The sequence below is a fragment of the Nocardia sp. NPDC056100 genome, assembly GCF_042266325.1.
Classification (GTDB): Bacteria; Actinomycetota; Actinomycetes; order Mycobacteriales; family Mycobacteriaceae; genus Nocardia.
Genome location: NZ_JBHJVY010000002.1, coordinates 143,788 through 161,144, shown reverse-complemented (window position 1 = coordinate 161,144; position 17,357 = coordinate 143,788). Strand labels below are relative to the sequence as shown.

The following is a 17,357-nucleotide window of genomic DNA, read 5'->3' as shown; positions in this document are numbered from 1 at the left end:
ACTGCTCACCGCCTGTGCGGCAGTGGCAACAATGGGGATCGCCTCGCTCCCCGAGGCGGTGGAACCACCGGACGAGTACACCGCGGCGGTCCCGCCCGCGCTGTCCACGGCGCTCTCACGTGACCTCGGCCTGGATCCGGCGCAGTATCTGCGCCGGGCCGAGGCCGCCCAGCGATTGGCCACCTTCCGAGCCGAAGCAGACCGCAGCTTCCCGAACACGGTGCGCGGTATTCGCCTCGACGGCGCGGGCCGGCCGATCGTCACCCTCGAACTGGGACCGTCGACACCGGTCGTACGGACGGCCGCCGAATCCGCCGGTTTCCTCGTCGAAACCGGCGACCGGACAACCTCGACCGAATCATTCGACGCATCCGCCGAGGTGGATCATCCACCCGCACAACCGATCCCGGACCCACCGGTGCTCGGGGCGACGCTGTTCCGCACCGTGCGCGACGGTATTCCGCGGTTCTGCCAGACGGGGTTCAACGCCACCGACCGCGACGGCGCCGCCGTCGCCATTGTCAACAACCACTGCAACCGCAACACCGGCAGTCACCATGACCCGCCCGGCATCGTTCCCGACGCCGACACCGTCCTGATGCTGCCCGCCACCATCGACCAGGCGCGAACCGCTCCGCTCGGCGCGCCGATCGGGACCCTGCTGATCGCTCCCGCAGACAGCGGGGTCGACTACGCGCTACTACGAATCGACGATGCGGCCGCACCGCGCTTTCGGAACAATCTCGTCGCCGTGCGCGGGACCGCACCGATCGCCATCGACGGCATTACCGATCCCGTTATCGGAGCGCCGATCTGCAAATCCGGCGTCCTGACCGGTTTCACCTGCGGGACCATCACATCGGTCGACACCGAATACGCCGACAACGGAGCCACCGTCACCGGGAGCATCGCGACCGGAGTGCACGCCGTGTCCGGTGAAGGCGGGGCGCCATTGATCAGCGGAACCAAAGCGGTCGGTATCGCCAGCTCGAAGTTCTTGGCACGTCAGGCAAGCGCCGAAGTCCAACTGTACTTCGAGCCGATCCGAAAGATCCTCGAAGCCGAACCGGGACTGACCTTGCGAACAACATCCGATTCCGCTGATCCCAGCGCGATCTCGAGCTGAACTCGTCGACGTCGAAATCTCGCGACGCACAGTCGGATTCGCCGGAGATCACTTCGACGATGCAGCCGATGGCAACCCATGGATTGGAACCGACTCTTCGATGAAACTCTCTGCACTGCGTAGAACGACCGGATTTCGACCTGCCGTTGTGATGTTCGCGGCCGCCCTGACGATGGTGATAGGCGGCGGCACGACGCCGGCGGAACCGACGAAGGCTGTAGCTGTCACCTCCCTCGTGAAGGAGGGGCGCACTTGGCATCTGAAGGTGTACTCCGTCGCGATGGATAAGGAGATCACCGTCGAAGTACAACGTCCGGCCGACGAATCCCAGCCCGCACCCAATCTCTACATGCTCAATGGTCTGGACGCGGGCGAGGGGACAGCGAACTGGAAAACCCAAACGAAGGCGCTCGATTGGCTGGCCGACAAACCAGTCAACATAATCCAACCGATCGGCGGTCGCGGCAGCTACTACACCGACTGGCAACAGCCCGATCCTGTTCTCGGCGTGAACAAATGGAAGACCTTCCTCACCGAGGAGTTGCCTCCGCTGCTGGACCGAGAACTGCACTCCACCGGCCTCAACGCGTTGACCGGACTATCGATGTCCGGGACATCGGTGCTGCAACTGGCCGAGGCCAAACCCGGGTTGTGGAGCACTGTCGCCGCCTACAGCGGATGCGCGCAGATCGCCGATCCTGTGGGTCAGCAACTGGTCAAGCTCGTCGTTGAAACCCAGTCCGGTGGCGACGTGCGAAACATGTACGGTCCCCCGGATAGTCCGATGTGGTCACAGAACGATCCCGTCATCAACGCCGAGAAACTGCGTGGCACCCAGCTCTACATCTTCACCGGCAGTGGGATTCCCGTGGCGGACGATGTTCAGTACTACCTGAACACTGTGCCGGGCCCCATGGGTGGGGTCAACCTCGCTCTCGGGATGCTGATCGAAGCCGCAGTCAACGGCTGCACACACAATCTCAAGAACAAGCTCGACTCGCTGAACATCCCGGCGACCTACCACTTCGACCCGGTGGGCACACACTACTGGCCGTACTGGGAACAGGCACTGCATGATTCATGGCCGCTACTCGCCAAGGGAATGGGCCTGACGAACTGAGAACGATGGCCGACCTGGACGATGCCCTGCTGTATCCGGCTCGGCCAGGACTGGATGCGGGTCGATAGCCTGCCCGCTATTCGGAAATAGCGCGCCCCTGAGTCCAGTAGCGCCAGCCATCGAGAACGGTTCTGGACCACCGGTTTCTTAAATCTTCTACGAATCTGCACGCACTTCATAACCAGCTCGTCATAGCCACGGCAAGCTGCATGCCTGCATCGGCTCGAAAAGGCCGGAAGTCCGGGCCGAAACCCAGTTCGTCGACCGGCACGGGGCCACCCTCAGGACCGAACCATCCTGTCGGCACCGAACCGAAGGGAAGACCGGGCTGGGGTACATGACGGTCAGGGGTACAGCGATGCAGCGGACCCTGCGCGGCATCGAGAATGACCCGCATATGAGGGTCGATATGCGATACGAAAAGGGTGCTCATCGCAGCCTTATCCTCTGCGACCCTCGCGGCTTCGAAGACCGCGTGTAGTGCGGCGAACCGCACCGCCACACCATGGTGTGCCCACCACTGTCGGCACCAGGTGTATTGGCCCTCACGGTGATTGGCCGCGATGCGCACCCCGGTCACCGGGAGAAGCCAGTGCTCGACGAAGTCGGCGTAGTGCGTGAATCGCGGCGGTTTGCGCTTGCGCGCAGTGTCGGTGCTGTCCCCCGTCGGCACTCGTCGTGGTGCGCCGAACCAGCCCGAGGGGATCGGGTCAGCGGAAAGTGACTGCAGGGCTATGTGTTTGGCACGCGTACAACGATGCAGAGGCCCATTCGCGGCGTCGAGAATGACCCGCATATGGGCGTCGATGTGGCTGAGCAGGAAAGTGGATATCGCGCCGCCGGACTGACTGCGTCGTGATGCTTCGAATGCGTTGTACAGGTGCGCTATCCGTACCGACACCGGACGATGGCGCCACCATTGCGTACACCAGGTGTAGGTCTGTTCCCGGTTGGCTTCGGCCAGTCGGACGCTCTGGAAGGGAAACAGCCATTGCTCGGCGAAGGTCACGAAGTCCGGGAACGCCGGGGGCTTGGGTGGCTTGCTCTGTGCACCGCCCTGCTGAGGCAGGGCATTGGCGGAGGGTGTGGTCACTGTTCGGTATCTCCGCTCGGCTCGGAGGGTGGGATCGCGCGCGGTGGTTTGCGCAGCGAGACAGCGACTTCGAACTGGTGCAGTGATGCGGTGACGAGTGGCTCGAAGGCCGGATGGTTCCACCAGAAGATCTTGCGCACGAGTAGCGGCTGATGACCGGGTAATCGCACCAGGGCCCGATCTTTGGGCAGGGCACCGAGTTTGGCGATGTTCAGCACCGGTTCGGCCCGCCAGGAGATGGTGCGGTTGACACCGCCCGGCCCGCGGGAGCGGGAGTGGTCGGCGACGTCGTGGTCATCGATCATTTTGGACCACTCGTCGAGGTAGGCGACCGAGGCGATATTGCCGCCGTAGAGTTCGATTGATTGGGCGCGCATGATTTTCACGCCGTTGACGCCCCAGAGGTCTTCGCCTTGTTCGAGCACTTGAATGATGGTCATGAGAATGATTCCGCAGCCCCCGCAGTAGGTGTAGTAGCTGGGCAGCTCACCGATGCGGGCGCAGTTGGCGGCTTCATCGAGCACCGCCAGAAGCGGTATCGCGAGGCGGCCGTCCAAGCGTGAACGCGCCACCGCGAGTGCGGCTTCGAGGATCTGGCCGACCAGGGCGGCGGTGAGTGGGCCGGCCGAGTCGGGGCCGGTCATCGACAGGGCATAGAGAGTGTCGGTGCTGGCGACGAAGTCGGCGGGTGTGAACTTGCGCAGGCGATGTCGAGCGGGTTCGTGGTCGACGTCGATGACAATCCCCGTCTCACCCTCGTAGACGCTGAAGCGTTTGCGGCTGGGGGGTGTGACCATGCGGGCATAGTTCTCGTCGGACAGGACATTGAGGAAGCGTCGTCCCATGTCGTACAACCCATCTCGCTGACGGGCATACAGGCTCTGGGCGTCCAGGATCCGTTGCGCGGGCCGGTGGTGGCCGTAGCGGCGCAGGATCAGCGCCGGGGTTTGATCCTGATCGCCAGAGAGCCATTCGGCCACGTGCAGCAGGTCCCCGCCCGCGCACGCGGCGGCAAAGGCGTACAGGCTCAACAGTTCCTGCGCGCCGCCGTCGAAGTAGGAGTCGACCTTGGCGTTGGCTTGCTGGGCCGCCGAGCCGGACGAGCCACTGACGAAGAACGCGGCGAGTTTACGTGCCGCGGGCAGGTTGGTGACCTGGGCGAGCAGGTCGACCCAGAAATCGCAGTCGGGGTAACCGCACACGGCCTGCAAATCACACAGCCAGATGTGGCCGCGTTGGGCTCGCCCATATCGGGTGTGCCGGTACAAGTCCGGCTTGTTACTGGTCGCCAGTGCTGGTCCCCACGCCGACAGGACCGCGGGAATGGCCCACGCCATCGTCTTTCCGGTCCGTTGACCAGCAGCGATGAATACCCCCAACTCGGCGGGGACGAACAGCTCGATGTTGTTGAGCACGGTGCGGCCCAACGGAGGCCCGGGCAGTTCCCGCACCCGGTGTGGGGCGTCCTTGAGCAGTCGGGTAGCCGCAGCGCGGTTGTCCTGGTGCCGAGCGACGGTGATCGAGCGCGGCGGCGCCATGGTCCGAGCCGCCGAGTCGATGCCGGTCCGGTGCGGCAGGTGAGGACGGAGCATCACTGCGGCACCGATTGCCGTGACCACGAATATCACTGCGACACAAGATGATTGCCATGGCCATTGCCTTCGTCCCAACGCCAGCTCCAGATAGGCGGCCACCGGGTTTGCGGTCATCGGCAGCCCGGCCCACCACTCCCCCAGACACAACGCTCCCCATCCGGTCAGGCCCACCAGGACCGCAGCAAGAAACAACAGGAGCAGCCAGGTCTCCTCGCCGAGCCCGCCGGTGGTGCGGCGTCGAGTTTCTCGCGCGGGCACCGCGCTCACCTCCCTTCGGCTGCCGGTGCGAGCGAGGTGGCTAAGGCCGGGTTCTGTTGTTGCGCAGCCGGTGTCATGGGTCCACACCCGCGTCATTGTCGGCGGTTACCGGCGTTCGAGCCTGCGCCCGATCGGTCGGAACCCATAGGCCCTCATCGGCAGCGGGGAGCACAGCGTCGATGGCTGCCACGATGCGCGCACCGGCCGCAGCCAGCTCGTCGGCCGCGATGTCGCTGAGATGCGTTCTCTCACTGCCGGATCCAGACGACACCGAGGTCTCCCCGTGTAAGCCAGGACCATGGTGAAGATCGTTGCTCATCCCGGTAGTAGAGCTCGCGGCAGAGAGTGCGCGGTCGCGTTCGTCGGTCAGTTGCGCGATGCGGCCCAGACGCGGGTGGGCGGGTTCGGTGCTCCAGTAGATGCCGTCACGCCCCAGCAGATAGGCGCGGTCGATGTCGGCCGCATCCACCCCGGCTCGTAGCGCGTCGCGGCGAGCGGCGCCCATCCCGTCGCGCAGGGCCTCGAGTCGCACGATGCGGATCTGGTCGTTATGGCCGTCGAAACCCTCAGCGACAGTGCTGTGTTCACAGGACAGGTCCTGGATTTCCCGTAGCAGCGCCGCGTGCCGCAACTCCCATGCGGCGGACTCGGCGTAGTTGTAGGAGATCGGTGCGTCACGAATCGCGCGGGGCAACAACGCACTGCGCGCGTCGCGGCCGGTGTCGAGGTCACCACGGCGTTCCTCCGCGTCCATGGCTTCCTCGGTCGCCGCGACCACACGATCGATCTCGTCCAGGGTGAGGTCAGCGGACAACGCCTGGGTATCGCGGGGTGCGCCGAGGGTGCGCTGCACCCTCGTACGAGCGTCAGGCTGCTGCGGTGCCGATACCGACACCGAGGCAGACCCTTTCTGCGCGTACAAGTTCGGGAACCGCCGATGAGCGTCGAGATCGGACTCCGTGGTGGTGCCGAGACCGTGACCGGTGATGGCGCGAGCCTGGTGCAGGCTGCGCCACACCACCTCGTCGATGATGACTTCTCCAACAGCTCGAGCACGAGCGAGTTGGTCGAGGTTGCGTCGTGCACGATCGGGGTGCGCGCCCCACTCGTTGACTGCTGACCGCAGCGTTTCCCACGTGTGTCGGCACTGCGGGGATTCATGCTTGCCCCACCGATCAGCGAGGGACTCGGCATGCGCGATCATCTCCGCGCTATCGGCGTCGGTGAGTCCGTACGGGGCGATTTCTCGAAGCTGGTACGACTTGGCGAAATCGGCGCGCAGTTGTCGTTCGATGCTGTCGGCGGCATCGACGTAGTAGTCGGGGTTCGCATAGCCGATTGGTTCGGCGATCCAGGTCACGGGTCGACTCCCGGCTCGGGCTCGGCGGTCGGGGATGCCCGGTTCGTGGATTCAGGAGATGAGGCCTGGTCGTGGTGCGCGGGCGAATCAGTCTGTGGGAGTGCGGCATCGACCGCCGAGCTGATACGTCGGCCGAGGGTGGGCTGCTGCTCGGTCGGCGTGATATCGACGGTGTCGAGGAGGTTGGCGACGACCAACGTCGCGTTCACTTGCCGCAGTGCGTTCAGCGACGCCAACGGCGGGCGCGGTCCTGGATCGGTGCCGGTAACCGGGCCTTGCCAGTCGGCATCGACCAGGTCGACCAGCAGGGAACGCAGGGCGTTCTCGTTGCGGGTCAGGTGATCGCCGAGCGCGTCGATCGCGGCGTGGGCGATCTCGAGCTGGCGGGTGAGGTCTTGAATCTGTTCGAGAGCCTCGGTCGCGTGGTTCTCCGCGTGGTAGAGCTGCTCGCTGAGGTGTTCGAGGCGGCCGAGTCGCCGATGTGCGGGCTGGTGATCCCAGGAAACGCCTGTGCTGCCGCGTTTTTCGGCTTCGTCGATATCGGCGGTGTCGATTCCCGCGTCGGCGGCGTCGGTGCGCGCCTGTTGCAGGTCGTCGGTGATGCCGTTGACGAACATCGCCCAGCGGTGTGCCGGGTCGCCGATATCGAGGTCGTTGTCGACGGCGTCGCTCATCCAGGCCGAGAGCTGGCAGGCGATGTCTTGGACGGCTTTGAGCTTGGCCGCGTGGACGGCGTCGAGGTCCTCGCTCCCGAAGCGGTGTGCGATCGCGCCGTCTCGCAATGCTTGGGGTCTATCGAATCTCGACCTCGCTGCCCGGTGACCGGCATCCAGCGTGTGCGGTTCACGACTGTCCCGTCGCGGGACGGGCTCGGAAGGTGGCGGAATTTCTCCGCTGCTCGATAAGTCAGAAGTGTTGTCGGACATCGTGTTCCGCCTTTATGGTTCGAAGCGGACCGCCACGAATAGTGAAATCCGGTGCGGTGGTGGTGATGTCCCTCGCGGTGTGGTGCGACGGTTGTCGCGGTGGCAGCGCCGACGCCACGGCGACTCGATGAGGTGCGGCCCTGCTGGCCCCAGCAGGGATTCAGGGACGCGGGAGGTCTGCGTACGATGGTCACGGGTCGGGCCCGCTGCTCTGCGGTGGTTCCGCGGCGACCGGGCCGGACTCGGACAGCTCCGGCGCCCAGTTCCACGTCGAGTCCTGAGGTAGCGCGACATCGACCGCGGCCTCGATCCCCTGATGTCCGATGCCCGTCTCCCCTGCGCTGTCAGCACGGAGCGCGGCGGTGGCGTGGTCGAGCAGTTGCTGTGGGCTCGGCGGACGAACACCGATGCGGTGCAACGCTTCTCCGCGCTGAGCCTCGACGGGGAGGTAGGGCGGAAGCGCGGCGTCCCGGTTCGGTTTGCTGTAGTGCCGCCAGGCGAACTCGACCGCCAGATCGTCCCACCCGTTGATCGTGGCCGCCGCCATATGCCGCGCGTCGGCGGTCTGTGCTGTCCCCCAGAGCTTTTCGGCTTCGTGCACGGTGATCTCGGCCGCGTCGGCCAGAGCGCAAACCCGCGTATTCAACAGCTCCATGTTGCGCTGATAGTCGCGCCCGGCAAGGGGGTCGCGACCGAACTGGTATCCGGTGTCGGAGAGTCGAATCTCGCGCGCTGCGGCCACGAAGGCCATGCGCTGCAGGTTCCATAAGTCCACACCGAGCATGTCCAGGTAGAACTGTTTGGCTTCGCTCGGTTCCTCAGGGACCTCCGGTTGCCCCGGCGCTGCGATGCGCCCCGCGCCGACATCGCGGGCATGCTCGATCCACGACTGCGGAACCCCGGCCGAGAGCGCGATTCGCTCGGTCGATTCGCGTACTGCGGTCAATGCGTCGAGATGATCGAGCCACTCGGTTTCGGCATCACCGGCATTGCCGTCATAGCCCTCGGAGCCGAGACTTTCGATACGGACGAATTCGGCGGCCAGGTCATGGACTTGGCGCAGCAGAGTGTTCTTCCACCGCGAGATAGATACCCCGGTAGGTACCGGGTCGGGATCAGGCATCCTCATCACCACCTGAGGTCAGAGAGATTGCGGGACACACACATTCGGTAGACCCAGTCAGGGATCGGAAGCGCTTCCCAGATCCGGAGGGCAGTTGGGTCCGTCGATTCCGGCGAGGTGCGCCGATTCCGGAGACCAGGTCACCGCTCCCCCCTCCGGCAATGCGGCATCGACCGCCGCGTTGATCGGATCAGGACCGGCGCTGTGCGGATCGGGCGGTGTCCCGATCGCCGCGCCCGCCTCGGTGAGCATGTGGGCCGGTGTCATCGGCATCTCGGGCAACGGGATATCGGGACCGTGCTGGCCGGCACGACGCAGGTTGCCGAGCGATTTGCGCGCCTCCGCGGCAATCGAGATATCGCCGTATCGGCGCCAGCGGGTGTGCACGTCGCCGATGTCGGGGCGACCCAGATAGTGCTCGACCCGTCGTCGCCATTCCGCGGCCGTCACCGACCACAACGCGGTGCGCTCGGCCGGGTCCATGCCGATGGACTGGGCGGTGCGTCCGGCGCGCATCCAGAGCGCGTCCATATTTCGGCGGAACTGTTGAGCCACTACCGTTTCCACGTCCGAGGCGGGTTCTCCGCGCGGCCGGGAGCGCTCATAGGCGATATGAACCGCGGCCATATCTTTGAGCCGCTCGATATCACCGGCCACTCGTTGCACCGTCCGGCGCCTCCCCTGGGGAGCGGGGTCCGGTAACGGTTGGTCCGCGCGCCACTCGAGGCCGCGCTGCCCGAGCGTGCGCACTCGATCGATCCACTCGGCGGGCACTCCCGCGGCACGGGCTTTGATCTCGGTCAGATCCCGCTCGCGGTCCACAGTGTTGATCTGCGTCATAGCCTGCGTGGCCGAGGCCGCGTCACCACCGGATTCGTACATGCGCTGCATCAGTTGACCGCTGCGCAACGCCAGCCGCTGAATCTGGCGCATCAACTCGAGGTGCTCCGCCGGGATCTCGCGGCGGGCCTGCGGTACAGCGTCTGTCGGCTCGGTCATATCTCGGCTCCGGGAGGAGAGTTTGTGGCAGTCGGTCCGGCATTGGCATCGGAGGCAGGAAGGGGCTCCCAGCGCAGATCGGTGTCCGCCGAGAGTGCGGCGTCCACCGTGGGGTCCATCACGCCTGCCGCCGAGTCATCGACTCCCACCCTCAACGCCTGCGTCACCTGCTCGAACATGGTGTGCGGGTTCGGAATTGGTGCAAGGACCTCGGTGTGACTGGGGTCCATCCGCAGCACGGCCAGATCGCGATGGACTCGCTCGGCGATCCCCTGCCAGGCGAAGGCACGCCAGCGTTCTTCCACTCCCCCGGGGTCATAGCGGTCGACCGAGGCGGCCAGGACCTGGTGCCATCCGCGAGTGTCGGTGGCCCACATTCCCGCTGCCTCCTCAGCGCTGAGAGAGATAGCCTGCGCGACAGCGGTGGCGCGCATCCACAGCGCGGCCATATTGCGTTCGAACTGGGCCGGTATCTGGGGGTCCTGGAAGTAGTGGGCGTCGGTGAGCAGGTGGTGATCGCGCACCACATGGATCGCGGCCATATGCTGCAGTTGCCAGGTGTCGTTGACGACACTGTCGGTCATCATCTCCCGGACCCGATCACCGGGTTCGGCAGTTCCGGCCGTGTCGACCGGGGCACGAAATCCCTGATGTCCCAACAGGAGAGCATCGCCGACGTCGATCTGGGAGATGCCGACCGCGAGAGCCTGGGTGACGATCTCCTCGCGGGAGGTGGCCAGCAGTTGCAGCTGCGTACGCCATGCCAGCACCACCGCATCGGTGTCGCCGTCGCTCATCCGATAGCCCTGACGCAGAATTCGGGCACGATCGGCGGCCAGGTTCTGGATGCGGTCCAGCAGGCGCGTGTGCCACGCGGGCACCGCCGCTGGTCTATTCGACTCGGTCATCTCGCTTCCTCACTCATCGAGTCATGGGTGTTGTGCAGCAGATGTCGTCCCGGGTCGGGATGTCGCCGACGGTCGGCGGCTCGCTTTACGGCTCGATCCCGGGCATCGTTGGGGCAGTGGCAGGTTCAGGTCGGTCCTCGGCACCGGCGAACTCGGTGGAGGTGTCGTCGGTGATACCGGCGGCATCGATCGCCTCCGATATCCGTGTGCCGGGCACCGCGTCGGCGGAAGGGGATTGCGTTGGGGTCGGCGACAAATGCGCACGGACCAACGCGGTCATTCCCGCCGCATTCGGCAGCGCATGGGGACCAGCGATGATCCCGGCGGTGTCGAGCGCTTTCGCCTGCAGCACGACCTCATCGGCAATGCTGCGGCCATGTGCGCGCCACCGCTGCACGAAGGCATCGATGTCGCCGTCCCGGACGCTGTCGGCGGCGCCGGACCAGCTCTGTGCACCCCACAGTCGGTCCGCTTCACGCTCCGACACTCCCAATACGTGTGCCACAGCGTTGATCCGGTAGCTCAGCAGGCGAAGCCCGCGGTCGAACAGATGCGCGGTCCCGACCTCGGCCCGCGCACCGCGCTCGCCATACACCGTCGCGATCGCGGCCATGTCCTGCGCATGGCGCACATGGGCTTCCAGCTTGTTCAGGAGTTGGTCTCGGTCGACGACTTTTGTGTCACGCCAATGCAGGTCGGCACGCCATCGCATGCCCAACTCACCTCGTTGTCGGCATTGCTCGACCCACGCCGACGGGATACCGGCGTCGGCGGCGACATTCTCGAGCGCCTGCCGCAGGACGCCTCGCGCGTGGAAGTCGTCGAACCACGACGTGGGCGGCGGGTCACCGGTGATGTCCTGCAGGGCATTGGCTCGGTCCTGCATCAACCGCGCGATGACCGCCCGGTCATGCACGGCCTTGAGGACCCTGGCCTGTATCCGGTTGGGCTTGTTCATCCCCGCCGCCTGGTCACGAGTCCTGCTGCGCACCAACACCATTGGCGAGCCCACCGAGCATGGCGCGTCATGGGTCGACCCCGGCATCCGGTGGCGATGATGGACCGGGTGTCGGCGCGCCGCCAGGATCTGGTCCGTCGCCCGGCTCGGGCTCCTCGCCGAAGCCGTCGATGAATTCGACATCGATGACCTCGGACATATCGATCGCGGCCTCGATCGCGGTGCCGGCGGCCTTGGCCTCCAGTTCTTTCGGCGCCTGCGCCGCCCTGTGCCGGGCGACGATGTGGAAGGTCAGCTCATCTGCTAGCCCACGTACCGCGCGCCATATCGCTTCGGAGGCTGCCGGGTTGGCCGCCGGAGCGTCGGTGCCGGTGTCCATCAGATCCGGAGCGGTGAGATCCGCGTCCTGGTTGAGCCGCTCGGCGAAGGCGTCGGCATGGGATCGATGCTCATCGGACAGATCGGCGGTACTGGCCGCGGCCGCGTAGGCGGCGGCCGCGCGCATCGCAGCGGCGTCGTCGCGGTGATGACCCGCGAGCGTTTCACTGAATCCCGCGGCACGACGGCGAATATCGATCAGGAGCTGCTTGTACTCCACGTCCAGGTCGTGGCGTTCCTTCTCCCAGTCCCCGCGATTGAGCAGATTCCGGCGCTGCAACCGATGGATCTCGTCCTTGTTCGCGCGCTCGGCCGAGCTGTCCGCGACCCTGCGGTCCAGATCCGCGTCGCCGCGTTCGAGTACACGCCGTTTGATCTGGCGTTCCAGATCGTGCAACTCTTCGACCCGATCGATCTGACGCAGCTTGAAATGCCGCTCGAGCTGATGCAGCTCGGTCTCGTGACGCTGACGCGACTGGTAGCCGGCCACTTTCAGCTCGTGCACTTCGGCGTTGTTCCGCGTGCGTACCTCGGCCTCGTCCATGCGGTGCGCGAACTCGGTCTTCGACCGTGATTCCGCGCCACGACGCTGGAGCAGGTTCATCGTCATCGCCGCGGTCTGCATGGCCTGCACGAACCCGGTGCGGAGGGCTTGCCCACCCTCGTCCAGAGGATCGCCGCCGCTCATGTCCTCACCTCCAGCGCCGAAATGAGCCATCGCGCAGATGAACTCGGGCGGGTCGCGCGAAGGTAGACCGTGAGCTGCACCGATTCGGTGCCGTCTGCGGTGTGCAGCGCGACGCCGGCCACGCGCGCGAGGTCGCGGTCGGTATCGGTCGGGTGGTCGTCGGCGGCGAGGCGGGCGGTCGCGGTGACCACGACACCGGACTCGCGCCAGCGCTGCCACTGCGCGCTCGTGATCGGTGCCAGGACTGGCGCTGCGTTCTCCCCACGAGCGACCAGTTCGGCGGCCATCAGCGGGATCGCCGCCCGGAAAGCCGAACGCTGGTCCGTCTCATCACTCGGGCGGTAGGTGAACACGCGCTCGATCACCGCGAGTGCCACCGCCGGTGCCGAGCACGGATCGACACGCTGGAACGGCTCCTCGAAATGTGCTGTGGGACAGTTGTTCTCCTCGCGAGAATCGACCGGAGTCGGCGCGCGATCACAGGAACTCGCTGCCGCGCCCACCAGGCACAGACCGACAGCGATGACGCGGGGGCATCGGGCAGGTCGCAGAGTCGGCGCGCTCATACCAACCCCTGCCGGCGATGGATCAGGGTGCCGAGATCATGTGTCCACCAATCGATCCAGGACCCCACCGGATGCGCGAGGGCAGGGTTCGTACCCGGATCGACGGCCAGCTCCAGGATCAGCCCGCTCGCGATCGCCGCCACCTCGATCGCGGCGCGATCGAATCCCTGATTGGCTACGGTGAGCCGTAGCGTCGCGACGTCGGCACCCCATTCCTCGCGCGCTTTCGCCGCGATCCAGACCGCTTGCAGTGCACCGGCTTTCGCGGCGTCCACCGCACTGTCGAAAACGACGTCGGCATGAAATCGGGCATGCCAGAACACCACACCGTCGGGTCGGCACACGGTGAAGGTGCCCAGGGTTGCGGCGTTCCAGAGCACCAGATACGGACCGCGCGCAGCCACGTCCTCCATGCGCGTCTCGGGAGTGGCGTTCCCTCCCGAAGGAACGACATAGACGCCTGCGGCCGTGTCGACATTATCGCTTTTGATCAGGTCGGCTCCGCCGCTGTCGGATCGGCTATCCGGCGGGGTGTTGTCGTGTGTCACAGATATTTCCCTTCCGCAGATGCCCGGGTAGGTTCTTGTTCTCGTATGCGGCCGATCAGCCAATGGACTGCGCGAATCGTGTTGCTCCCACCGGGCTTTCGTCGCTGGTCCCCGACCGGGTGTGCGTTCCTCGCGGACCGGTCGAGATGCCCGTTGGCGGCAAGTACGGACTGGAGTGAGCTGGCCGTAGTCGCTGTGGCAAGCCCAGGACCTCTCGGGCCCCTCGGCGGGTTGCCGGTGTCGGGTCACCCAGCCGGTGCGTTCGAGTCGGCGCAGCAGCGCGTGGCTGGTGCTGTCGGTGAACCGGAGCGAGTGTGCCGAGACCCTTACCATCGACTCATGCCAAGAACCGTGTCGCGCGTGGGTCCCGCGGTGCCGATCCTCCCGGCGCGCAATGTCGCCGCCACGCTCGAGTTCTTCGCACGATTGGGATTCGAAGTCGAGGCATATGACACGGGCTACGGGTTCGTGCACCGAGATGCGGTCGAGCTGCACTACACCGGTGCGCCCGACCATGATCCGTGGCACGCGGCGGGTGCGGCCTTCATCGCCGTGGAGGACGCCGACCGTCTGCGCGCGGAGTTCGTGTCGGCGGGAGTGTGGCCGACCGATTCGGATGATCCGCCGTGCACCGACTCCGAGCTGCACCGCAGATGGGACGCCGGTGAAGAACTTGCCCGGGTAACCCCCGCCGAGGACAAGCCGTGGCGCATGCGGGAGTTCGCACTGATGGATCCGGACAACAACCTGCTCAGGTTCGGCCAGCCGGACTGATGCTCGCGGCAATGTTCTCCTCGAACCTGCGCATACACACGGTCGACGGAGAACGGCCGAGACAGCGCGCTCAGTCATGAGAGCCTCCAGCCGCTGCCGCAGGCATGCTGAATCGACGCACATCGAGACGATCGCCCGCCCACAGCGGCGCCACGGTGACGCTCTGTCCGCTCTGGGGCGCGTGCAAGACCAGGTCCTGGCCGCTCTCGTTGCGCCCGTAATAGATGACGACATGGTGGGAGCTGCTCTGGCCCGGAGAGGTGAAGAAAATCAGGTCCCCGGGCTGGCGCTGGTCGAACGGAATCACCTGCGCGGCAGGGTCGTCCTGTTGGGCTTGGGTGTAGTGCGCCAGCCGAATTCGGCCACCCGACGCCTGATAAAGCGCATACAGGGTGAGCCCGGAACAGTCGAATCCCCCACCGGTCGGCCCGGTGGAATCCCCACCGCCCCACACATACGGGGTACCGACCCACTTCTGCGCCGCCGCGATGATCACCGCACCGAACCCACCCACCGCCGCGGATAGCGGCGCACTCGATCCATTCGTTCCGCATCCCGAGGCGGGCTGGCCGGCCTCGACCGCGGGCATCGCGCCCGGCGCGAGATGCGCGAACTCCTCGTAGAGCTGGTGCGCCAACGTCAGTTGTCCGGCATAGGCATTGACGCCCGCGACCTCCACCGCCTGGGCCAGCTCGGCCGGGGACATCCGGTCGCGACCGGTGATCGTGTCGGCGCGGTCGTAGAACCAGTTGATCTGATAGATCGGGTTCATCAAGGTTGCGATGCCGACCGAACCCCACACACTCGCGCGCAGCTGGTGTGGGCCGACCGAGTCGCCGTCGTGTCCGAGCCCATCGTTGCTGTACCGCAACGAGTCCGGGACCGCCGGATTCGCCAGGTTCCGCAATGTGGACTCGGTCGCCTGCGCCACCAGCTCGGCAATGATCACCTGCTCCGGTTCGCCGCGCTGGATGCCGATCGCGACACCATTGCGCGCCAGCTGCAACTGGCCATCGCTGAGCCCGTCGATCGACGCCCCGGTCCCACCCTGTAATCCGGTGCCCGACAACGCCGCCGCACATGAGGACGAGGAATCGGCACCGATCAACACAACCAGCATCAGGATCAACACAGCCGGTAGCGACAGTGCCAGCACGACAACTGATTTCGAGGCATTCACCACTCATCGCCCCGCCTCCTGTATTCCGGGCTCCATGGAGCTGCTGTGGTCGTCGGGCTCGCCGCTCACGAGCGCGCACTCGGCCTCGGTACCAGGTCGTAGATGGTCAAAGCGCCTATTGGTGTTGTGGATGTCGGAGGCTCGTTCGGTGGGGGTGAAGGTCATTCGGAACGCGATGCCGGGTTCGGCGGCCTCACCGGTCTTGAGCAGGAAACAGCCGGTCCCCGGCGGTGTTTCGCGGATGACCGGACCGTCGAGGCGGTCGTCGGCAGGTGGGCGTGGTGCGGCCCAGGAGGTCACCAGGAGCTTTTCGGTCTCGGTGATCGATACGGTCGAGCGAATGCGTTCGATTTCATCCGGCCCGACGGGGCCGAGGATCTTCGCGCGAGCCCGTTCGAAGAACCCGAGGGCTTTCATGCTCGCGAGATCCTTGATGGTGTGGCTGCACATGATCAGCCAGCACGCCAGCACCCGGTTGAGCCGCGTCAACGCATCGACGCGATCGACCATGAACTCCCCCACCCCCAGCACACGCCAGATCTCGTCCATGACCACACCGAACGTGCGCGCGGGCGCCAGTCCCGCATCGGCGAGCGCGTGTGCGGCCGCGACCGCGCCGAAACCCTCGGACCAGCACGTCATCAACACCGCGGCAAGGAGTTTGGTGTCCCCTTCGGGAATCCGCGAGACATCCACGCACACCGCCGGACTGTGCAGATCCAGCGGTGTGCTGGTGTGCCGGTCGAAGATCTCGCCCCACGGGCCTTCGATGAGGGCGCGCAGTGAGCGGCGGAGCATTTTGGTGCTGGCACGATAGGACGGGTTGTCGTCCTCCTCGGCGAACCGGCGCAGTCGATCCGCACCCTCGGAGATGACCGCCAGCAGATCCGACAACAGCGGCGGCTGCGCGGCGGTGAAACCCCCTGCGGGACTGTAGAGTTCACGCAGCCCGGCGGCGATAAGGGTCTCTTCGTAGTCCGCGATACGTGACCCGCGCACGAGTTCGACGAGTCCGGCGACAATGGTGATCTGGCCCGCTTCCACCCGGGCGGCCACCCGACGGCGCAAATCCCCGGCGGGGAGGCGCTCGATCACCGATCCCAGAGCTCCGACCGCGAGCGGATTGATGCTGCCGTAGCCGTAGCCCAACTCGATGATCTGACCGCCGAGTGCCTCCACCAGGTCGCGGTAATCGGGTTTGGTGTCGCCCATGCACAGCACGGTCTCCCCGGTCGCGACCGACCCGGTCACCAGTCGGCGGATCAGCGAGCTTTTGCCGAATCCGTTGAGCGCCAGCACAAAAGCGATCGGTGCGGTGATATACCCGCGCAGGAACCAGCTCATCGGGTCGAAATGCACCGGGGCACCGGTGATGTAGTGCGTACCCACAGGCGTGCCGACCGTCGGGGCGGCCGCACCCACCGAGAACGGCCACAGCCCTGCCACCTGCACCGTGGTCGAGCGCCACTCCGGCATCGCCGGAACCACACTCGCCCGGCCACCTCCCAGACCGGAGTAGCCGCGGTCGGTCAGCGTTGCCAGCGGCCGGTGGTACTCGTCATACCGGTGGTCATCACTGCGGCGAGCGGCATTCGCGCGACGATGATCGTCGGAGGAGAGCACCCATCGCGCGGGTAGCGCACGCAGGCCGCGCCGTTGCGCGGCGACCTCCACGCGCTCACGGGCTTCGGGAGTCAGCACGCGAATTCCACTGACTGTCAAGGTCTTTCGCGTGTGTTCTGACCGCGTACCCAGGT

The 17,357-nt window shown here is 65.9% G+C and carries 16 protein-coding genes; 3 read left to right on the top strand and 13 right to left on the bottom strand.

Annotated features, from left to right (window positions below; all coding sequences use genetic code 11):
• Positions 1-31: 31 nt before the first annotated feature.
• Both ACFC0O_RS12400 and ACFC0O_RS12395 read left to right on the top strand, forming a co-directional pair.
• The gene (locus tag ACFC0O_RS12400; protein WP_375956619.1) at positions 32-1,126 is read left to right on the top strand and encodes a S1 family peptidase; all 1,095 of its coding nucleotides are present in this window, start codon (positions 32-34) and stop codon (positions 1,124-1,126) included.
• Between the two features lie 100 nt (positions 1,127-1,226).
• Positions 1,227-2,246 (top strand): alpha/beta hydrolase-fold protein, encoded by a 1,020-nt coding sequence (locus ACFC0O_RS12395; protein WP_375956616.1) that lies wholly within the window; start codon positions 1,227-1,229, stop codon positions 2,244-2,246.
• Between the two features lie 175 nt (positions 2,247-2,421).
• Here the strand turns inward: ACFC0O_RS12395 and ACFC0O_RS12390 are convergent, their stop codons facing one another.
• The 11 genes from ACFC0O_RS12390 to ACFC0O_RS12340 form a co-directional block, all read right to left on the bottom strand.
• Positions 2,422-3,339 (bottom strand): DUF4913 domain-containing protein, encoded by a 918-nt coding sequence (locus ACFC0O_RS12390; RefSeq protein ID WP_375956613.1) that lies wholly within the window; start codon positions 3,337-3,339, stop codon positions 2,422-2,424.
• The gene (locus ACFC0O_RS12385; protein WP_375956610.1) at positions 3,336-5,192 is read right to left on the bottom strand and encodes a type IV secretory system conjugative DNA transfer family protein; all 1,857 of its coding nucleotides are present in this window, start codon (positions 5,190-5,192) and stop codon (positions 3,336-3,338) included. Before ACFC0O_RS12385 ends, ACFC0O_RS12390 begins: the two co-directional genes overlap by 4 nt.
• A gap of 73 nt (positions 5,193-5,265) precedes the next feature.
• Complete coding sequence (locus tag ACFC0O_RS12380) at positions 5,266-6,552, bottom strand: hypothetical protein (protein WP_375956607.1); 1,287 nt, start codon at positions 6,550-6,552, stop codon at positions 5,266-5,268.
• Positions 6,549-7,334 carry a hypothetical protein gene (locus ACFC0O_RS12375; protein ID WP_375956604.1) on the bottom strand — a complete coding sequence of 262 codons (786 nt, stop codon included), beginning with the start codon at positions 7,332-7,334 and terminating at the stop codon, positions 6,549-6,551. The genes ACFC0O_RS12380 and ACFC0O_RS12375 overlap by 4 nt, the downstream gene beginning before the upstream one ends.
• A 334-nt stretch (positions 7,335-7,668) precedes the next feature.
• On the bottom strand, positions 7,669-8,601 hold the full coding sequence (locus ACFC0O_RS12370; RefSeq protein ID WP_375956601.1) for a hypothetical protein: 933 nt from the start codon (positions 8,599-8,601) through the stop codon (positions 7,669-7,671).
• Positions 8,602-8,658: 57 nt separating this feature from the next.
• Complete coding sequence (locus tag ACFC0O_RS12365; protein ID WP_375956598.1) at positions 8,659-9,600, bottom strand: hypothetical protein; 942 nt, start codon at positions 9,598-9,600, stop codon at positions 8,659-8,661.
• Positions 9,597-10,508: a hypothetical protein gene (locus ACFC0O_RS12360; protein ID WP_375956596.1), complete on the bottom strand. Its 912-nt coding sequence runs from the start codon at positions 10,506-10,508 to the stop codon at positions 9,597-9,599. Before ACFC0O_RS12360 ends, ACFC0O_RS12365 begins: the two co-directional genes overlap by 4 nt.
• 85 nt (positions 10,509-10,593) lie before the next feature.
• Entirely contained in the window at positions 10,594-11,466 is an 873-nt protein-coding gene (locus tag ACFC0O_RS12355; RefSeq protein WP_375956594.1) for a hypothetical protein, read from the bottom strand.
• 67 nt (positions 11,467-11,533) lie between these two features.
• On the bottom strand, positions 11,534-12,532 hold the full coding sequence (locus ACFC0O_RS12350) for a hypothetical protein (RefSeq protein WP_375956592.1): 999 nt from the start codon (positions 12,530-12,532) through the stop codon (positions 11,534-11,536).
• Entirely contained in the window at positions 12,529-13,098 is a 570-nt protein-coding gene (locus ACFC0O_RS12345) for a hypothetical protein (protein WP_375956591.1), read from the bottom strand. The genes ACFC0O_RS12350 and ACFC0O_RS12345 overlap by 4 nt, the downstream gene beginning before the upstream one ends.
• The gene (locus tag ACFC0O_RS12340; RefSeq protein ID WP_375956589.1) at positions 13,095-13,646 is read right to left on the bottom strand and encodes a hypothetical protein; all 552 of its coding nucleotides are present in this window, start codon (positions 13,644-13,646) and stop codon (positions 13,095-13,097) included. The genes ACFC0O_RS12345 and ACFC0O_RS12340 overlap by 4 nt, the downstream gene beginning before the upstream one ends.
• Positions 13,647-13,985: 339 nt before the next feature.
• Here ACFC0O_RS12340 and ACFC0O_RS12335 point away from each other — a divergent pair, with 339 nt between their 5' ends.
• Positions 13,986-14,420 (top strand): bleomycin resistance protein, encoded by a 435-nt coding sequence (locus tag ACFC0O_RS12335; protein WP_375956586.1) that lies wholly within the window; start codon positions 13,986-13,988, stop codon positions 14,418-14,420.
• 70 nt (positions 14,421-14,490) lie between these two features.
• Here ACFC0O_RS12335 and ACFC0O_RS12330 read toward each other — a convergent pair whose 3' ends face one another.
• Both ACFC0O_RS12330 and ACFC0O_RS12325 read right to left on the bottom strand, forming a co-directional pair.
• The gene (locus tag ACFC0O_RS12330; protein ID WP_375956583.1) at positions 14,491-15,540 is read right to left on the bottom strand and encodes a C40 family peptidase; all 1,050 of its coding nucleotides are present in this window, start codon (positions 15,538-15,540) and stop codon (positions 14,491-14,493) included.
• A gap of 63 nt (positions 15,541-15,603) precedes the next feature.
• Positions 15,604-17,301 (bottom strand): hypothetical protein, encoded by a 1,698-nt coding sequence (locus ACFC0O_RS12325; RefSeq protein WP_375956581.1) that lies wholly within the window; start codon positions 17,299-17,301, stop codon positions 15,604-15,606.
• Positions 17,302-17,357 lie beyond the last annotated feature (56 nt).

What these genes read in the sequence shown, in the direction of transcription:
- ACFC0O_RS12365 (WP_375956598.1), bottom strand. Translation starts at nt 9,600, where the DNA reads ATGACCGAGCCGACAGACGCTGTACCGCAGGCCCGCCGCGAGATCCCG.
- ACFC0O_RS12330 (WP_375956583.1), bottom strand. Translation starts at nt 15,540, where the DNA reads ATGCTGGTTGTGTTGATCGGTGCCGATTCCTCGTCCTCATGTGCGGCG.
- ACFC0O_RS12350 (WP_375956592.1), bottom strand. Translation starts at nt 12,532, where the DNA reads ATGAGCGGCGGCGATCCTCTGGACGAGGGTGGGCAAGCCCTCCGCACC.
- ACFC0O_RS12400 (WP_375956619.1), top strand. Translation starts at nt 32, where the DNA reads ATGGGGATCGCCTCGCTCCCCGAGGCGGTGGAACCACCGGACGAGTAC.
- ACFC0O_RS12360 (WP_375956596.1), bottom strand. Translation starts at nt 10,508, where the DNA reads ATGACCGAGTCGAATAGACCAGCGGCGGTGCCCGCGTGGCACACGCGC.
- ACFC0O_RS12370 (WP_375956601.1), bottom strand. Translation starts at nt 8,601, where the DNA reads ATGCCTGATCCCGACCCGGTACCTACCGGGGTATCTATCTCGCGGTGG.
- ACFC0O_RS12355 (WP_375956594.1), bottom strand. Translation starts at nt 11,466, where the DNA reads ATGAACAAGCCCAACCGGATACAGGCCAGGGTCCTCAAGGCCGTGCAT.
- ACFC0O_RS12335 (WP_375956586.1), top strand. Translation starts at nt 13,986, where the DNA reads ATGCCAAGAACCGTGTCGCGCGTGGGTCCCGCGGTGCCGATCCTCCCG.
- ACFC0O_RS12395 (WP_375956616.1), top strand. Translation starts at nt 1,227, where the DNA reads ATGAAACTCTCTGCACTGCGTAGAACGACCGGATTTCGACCTGCCGTT.
- ACFC0O_RS12345 (WP_375956591.1), bottom strand. Translation starts at nt 13,098, where the DNA reads ATGAGCGCGCCGACTCTGCGACCTGCCCGATGCCCCCGCGTCATCGCT.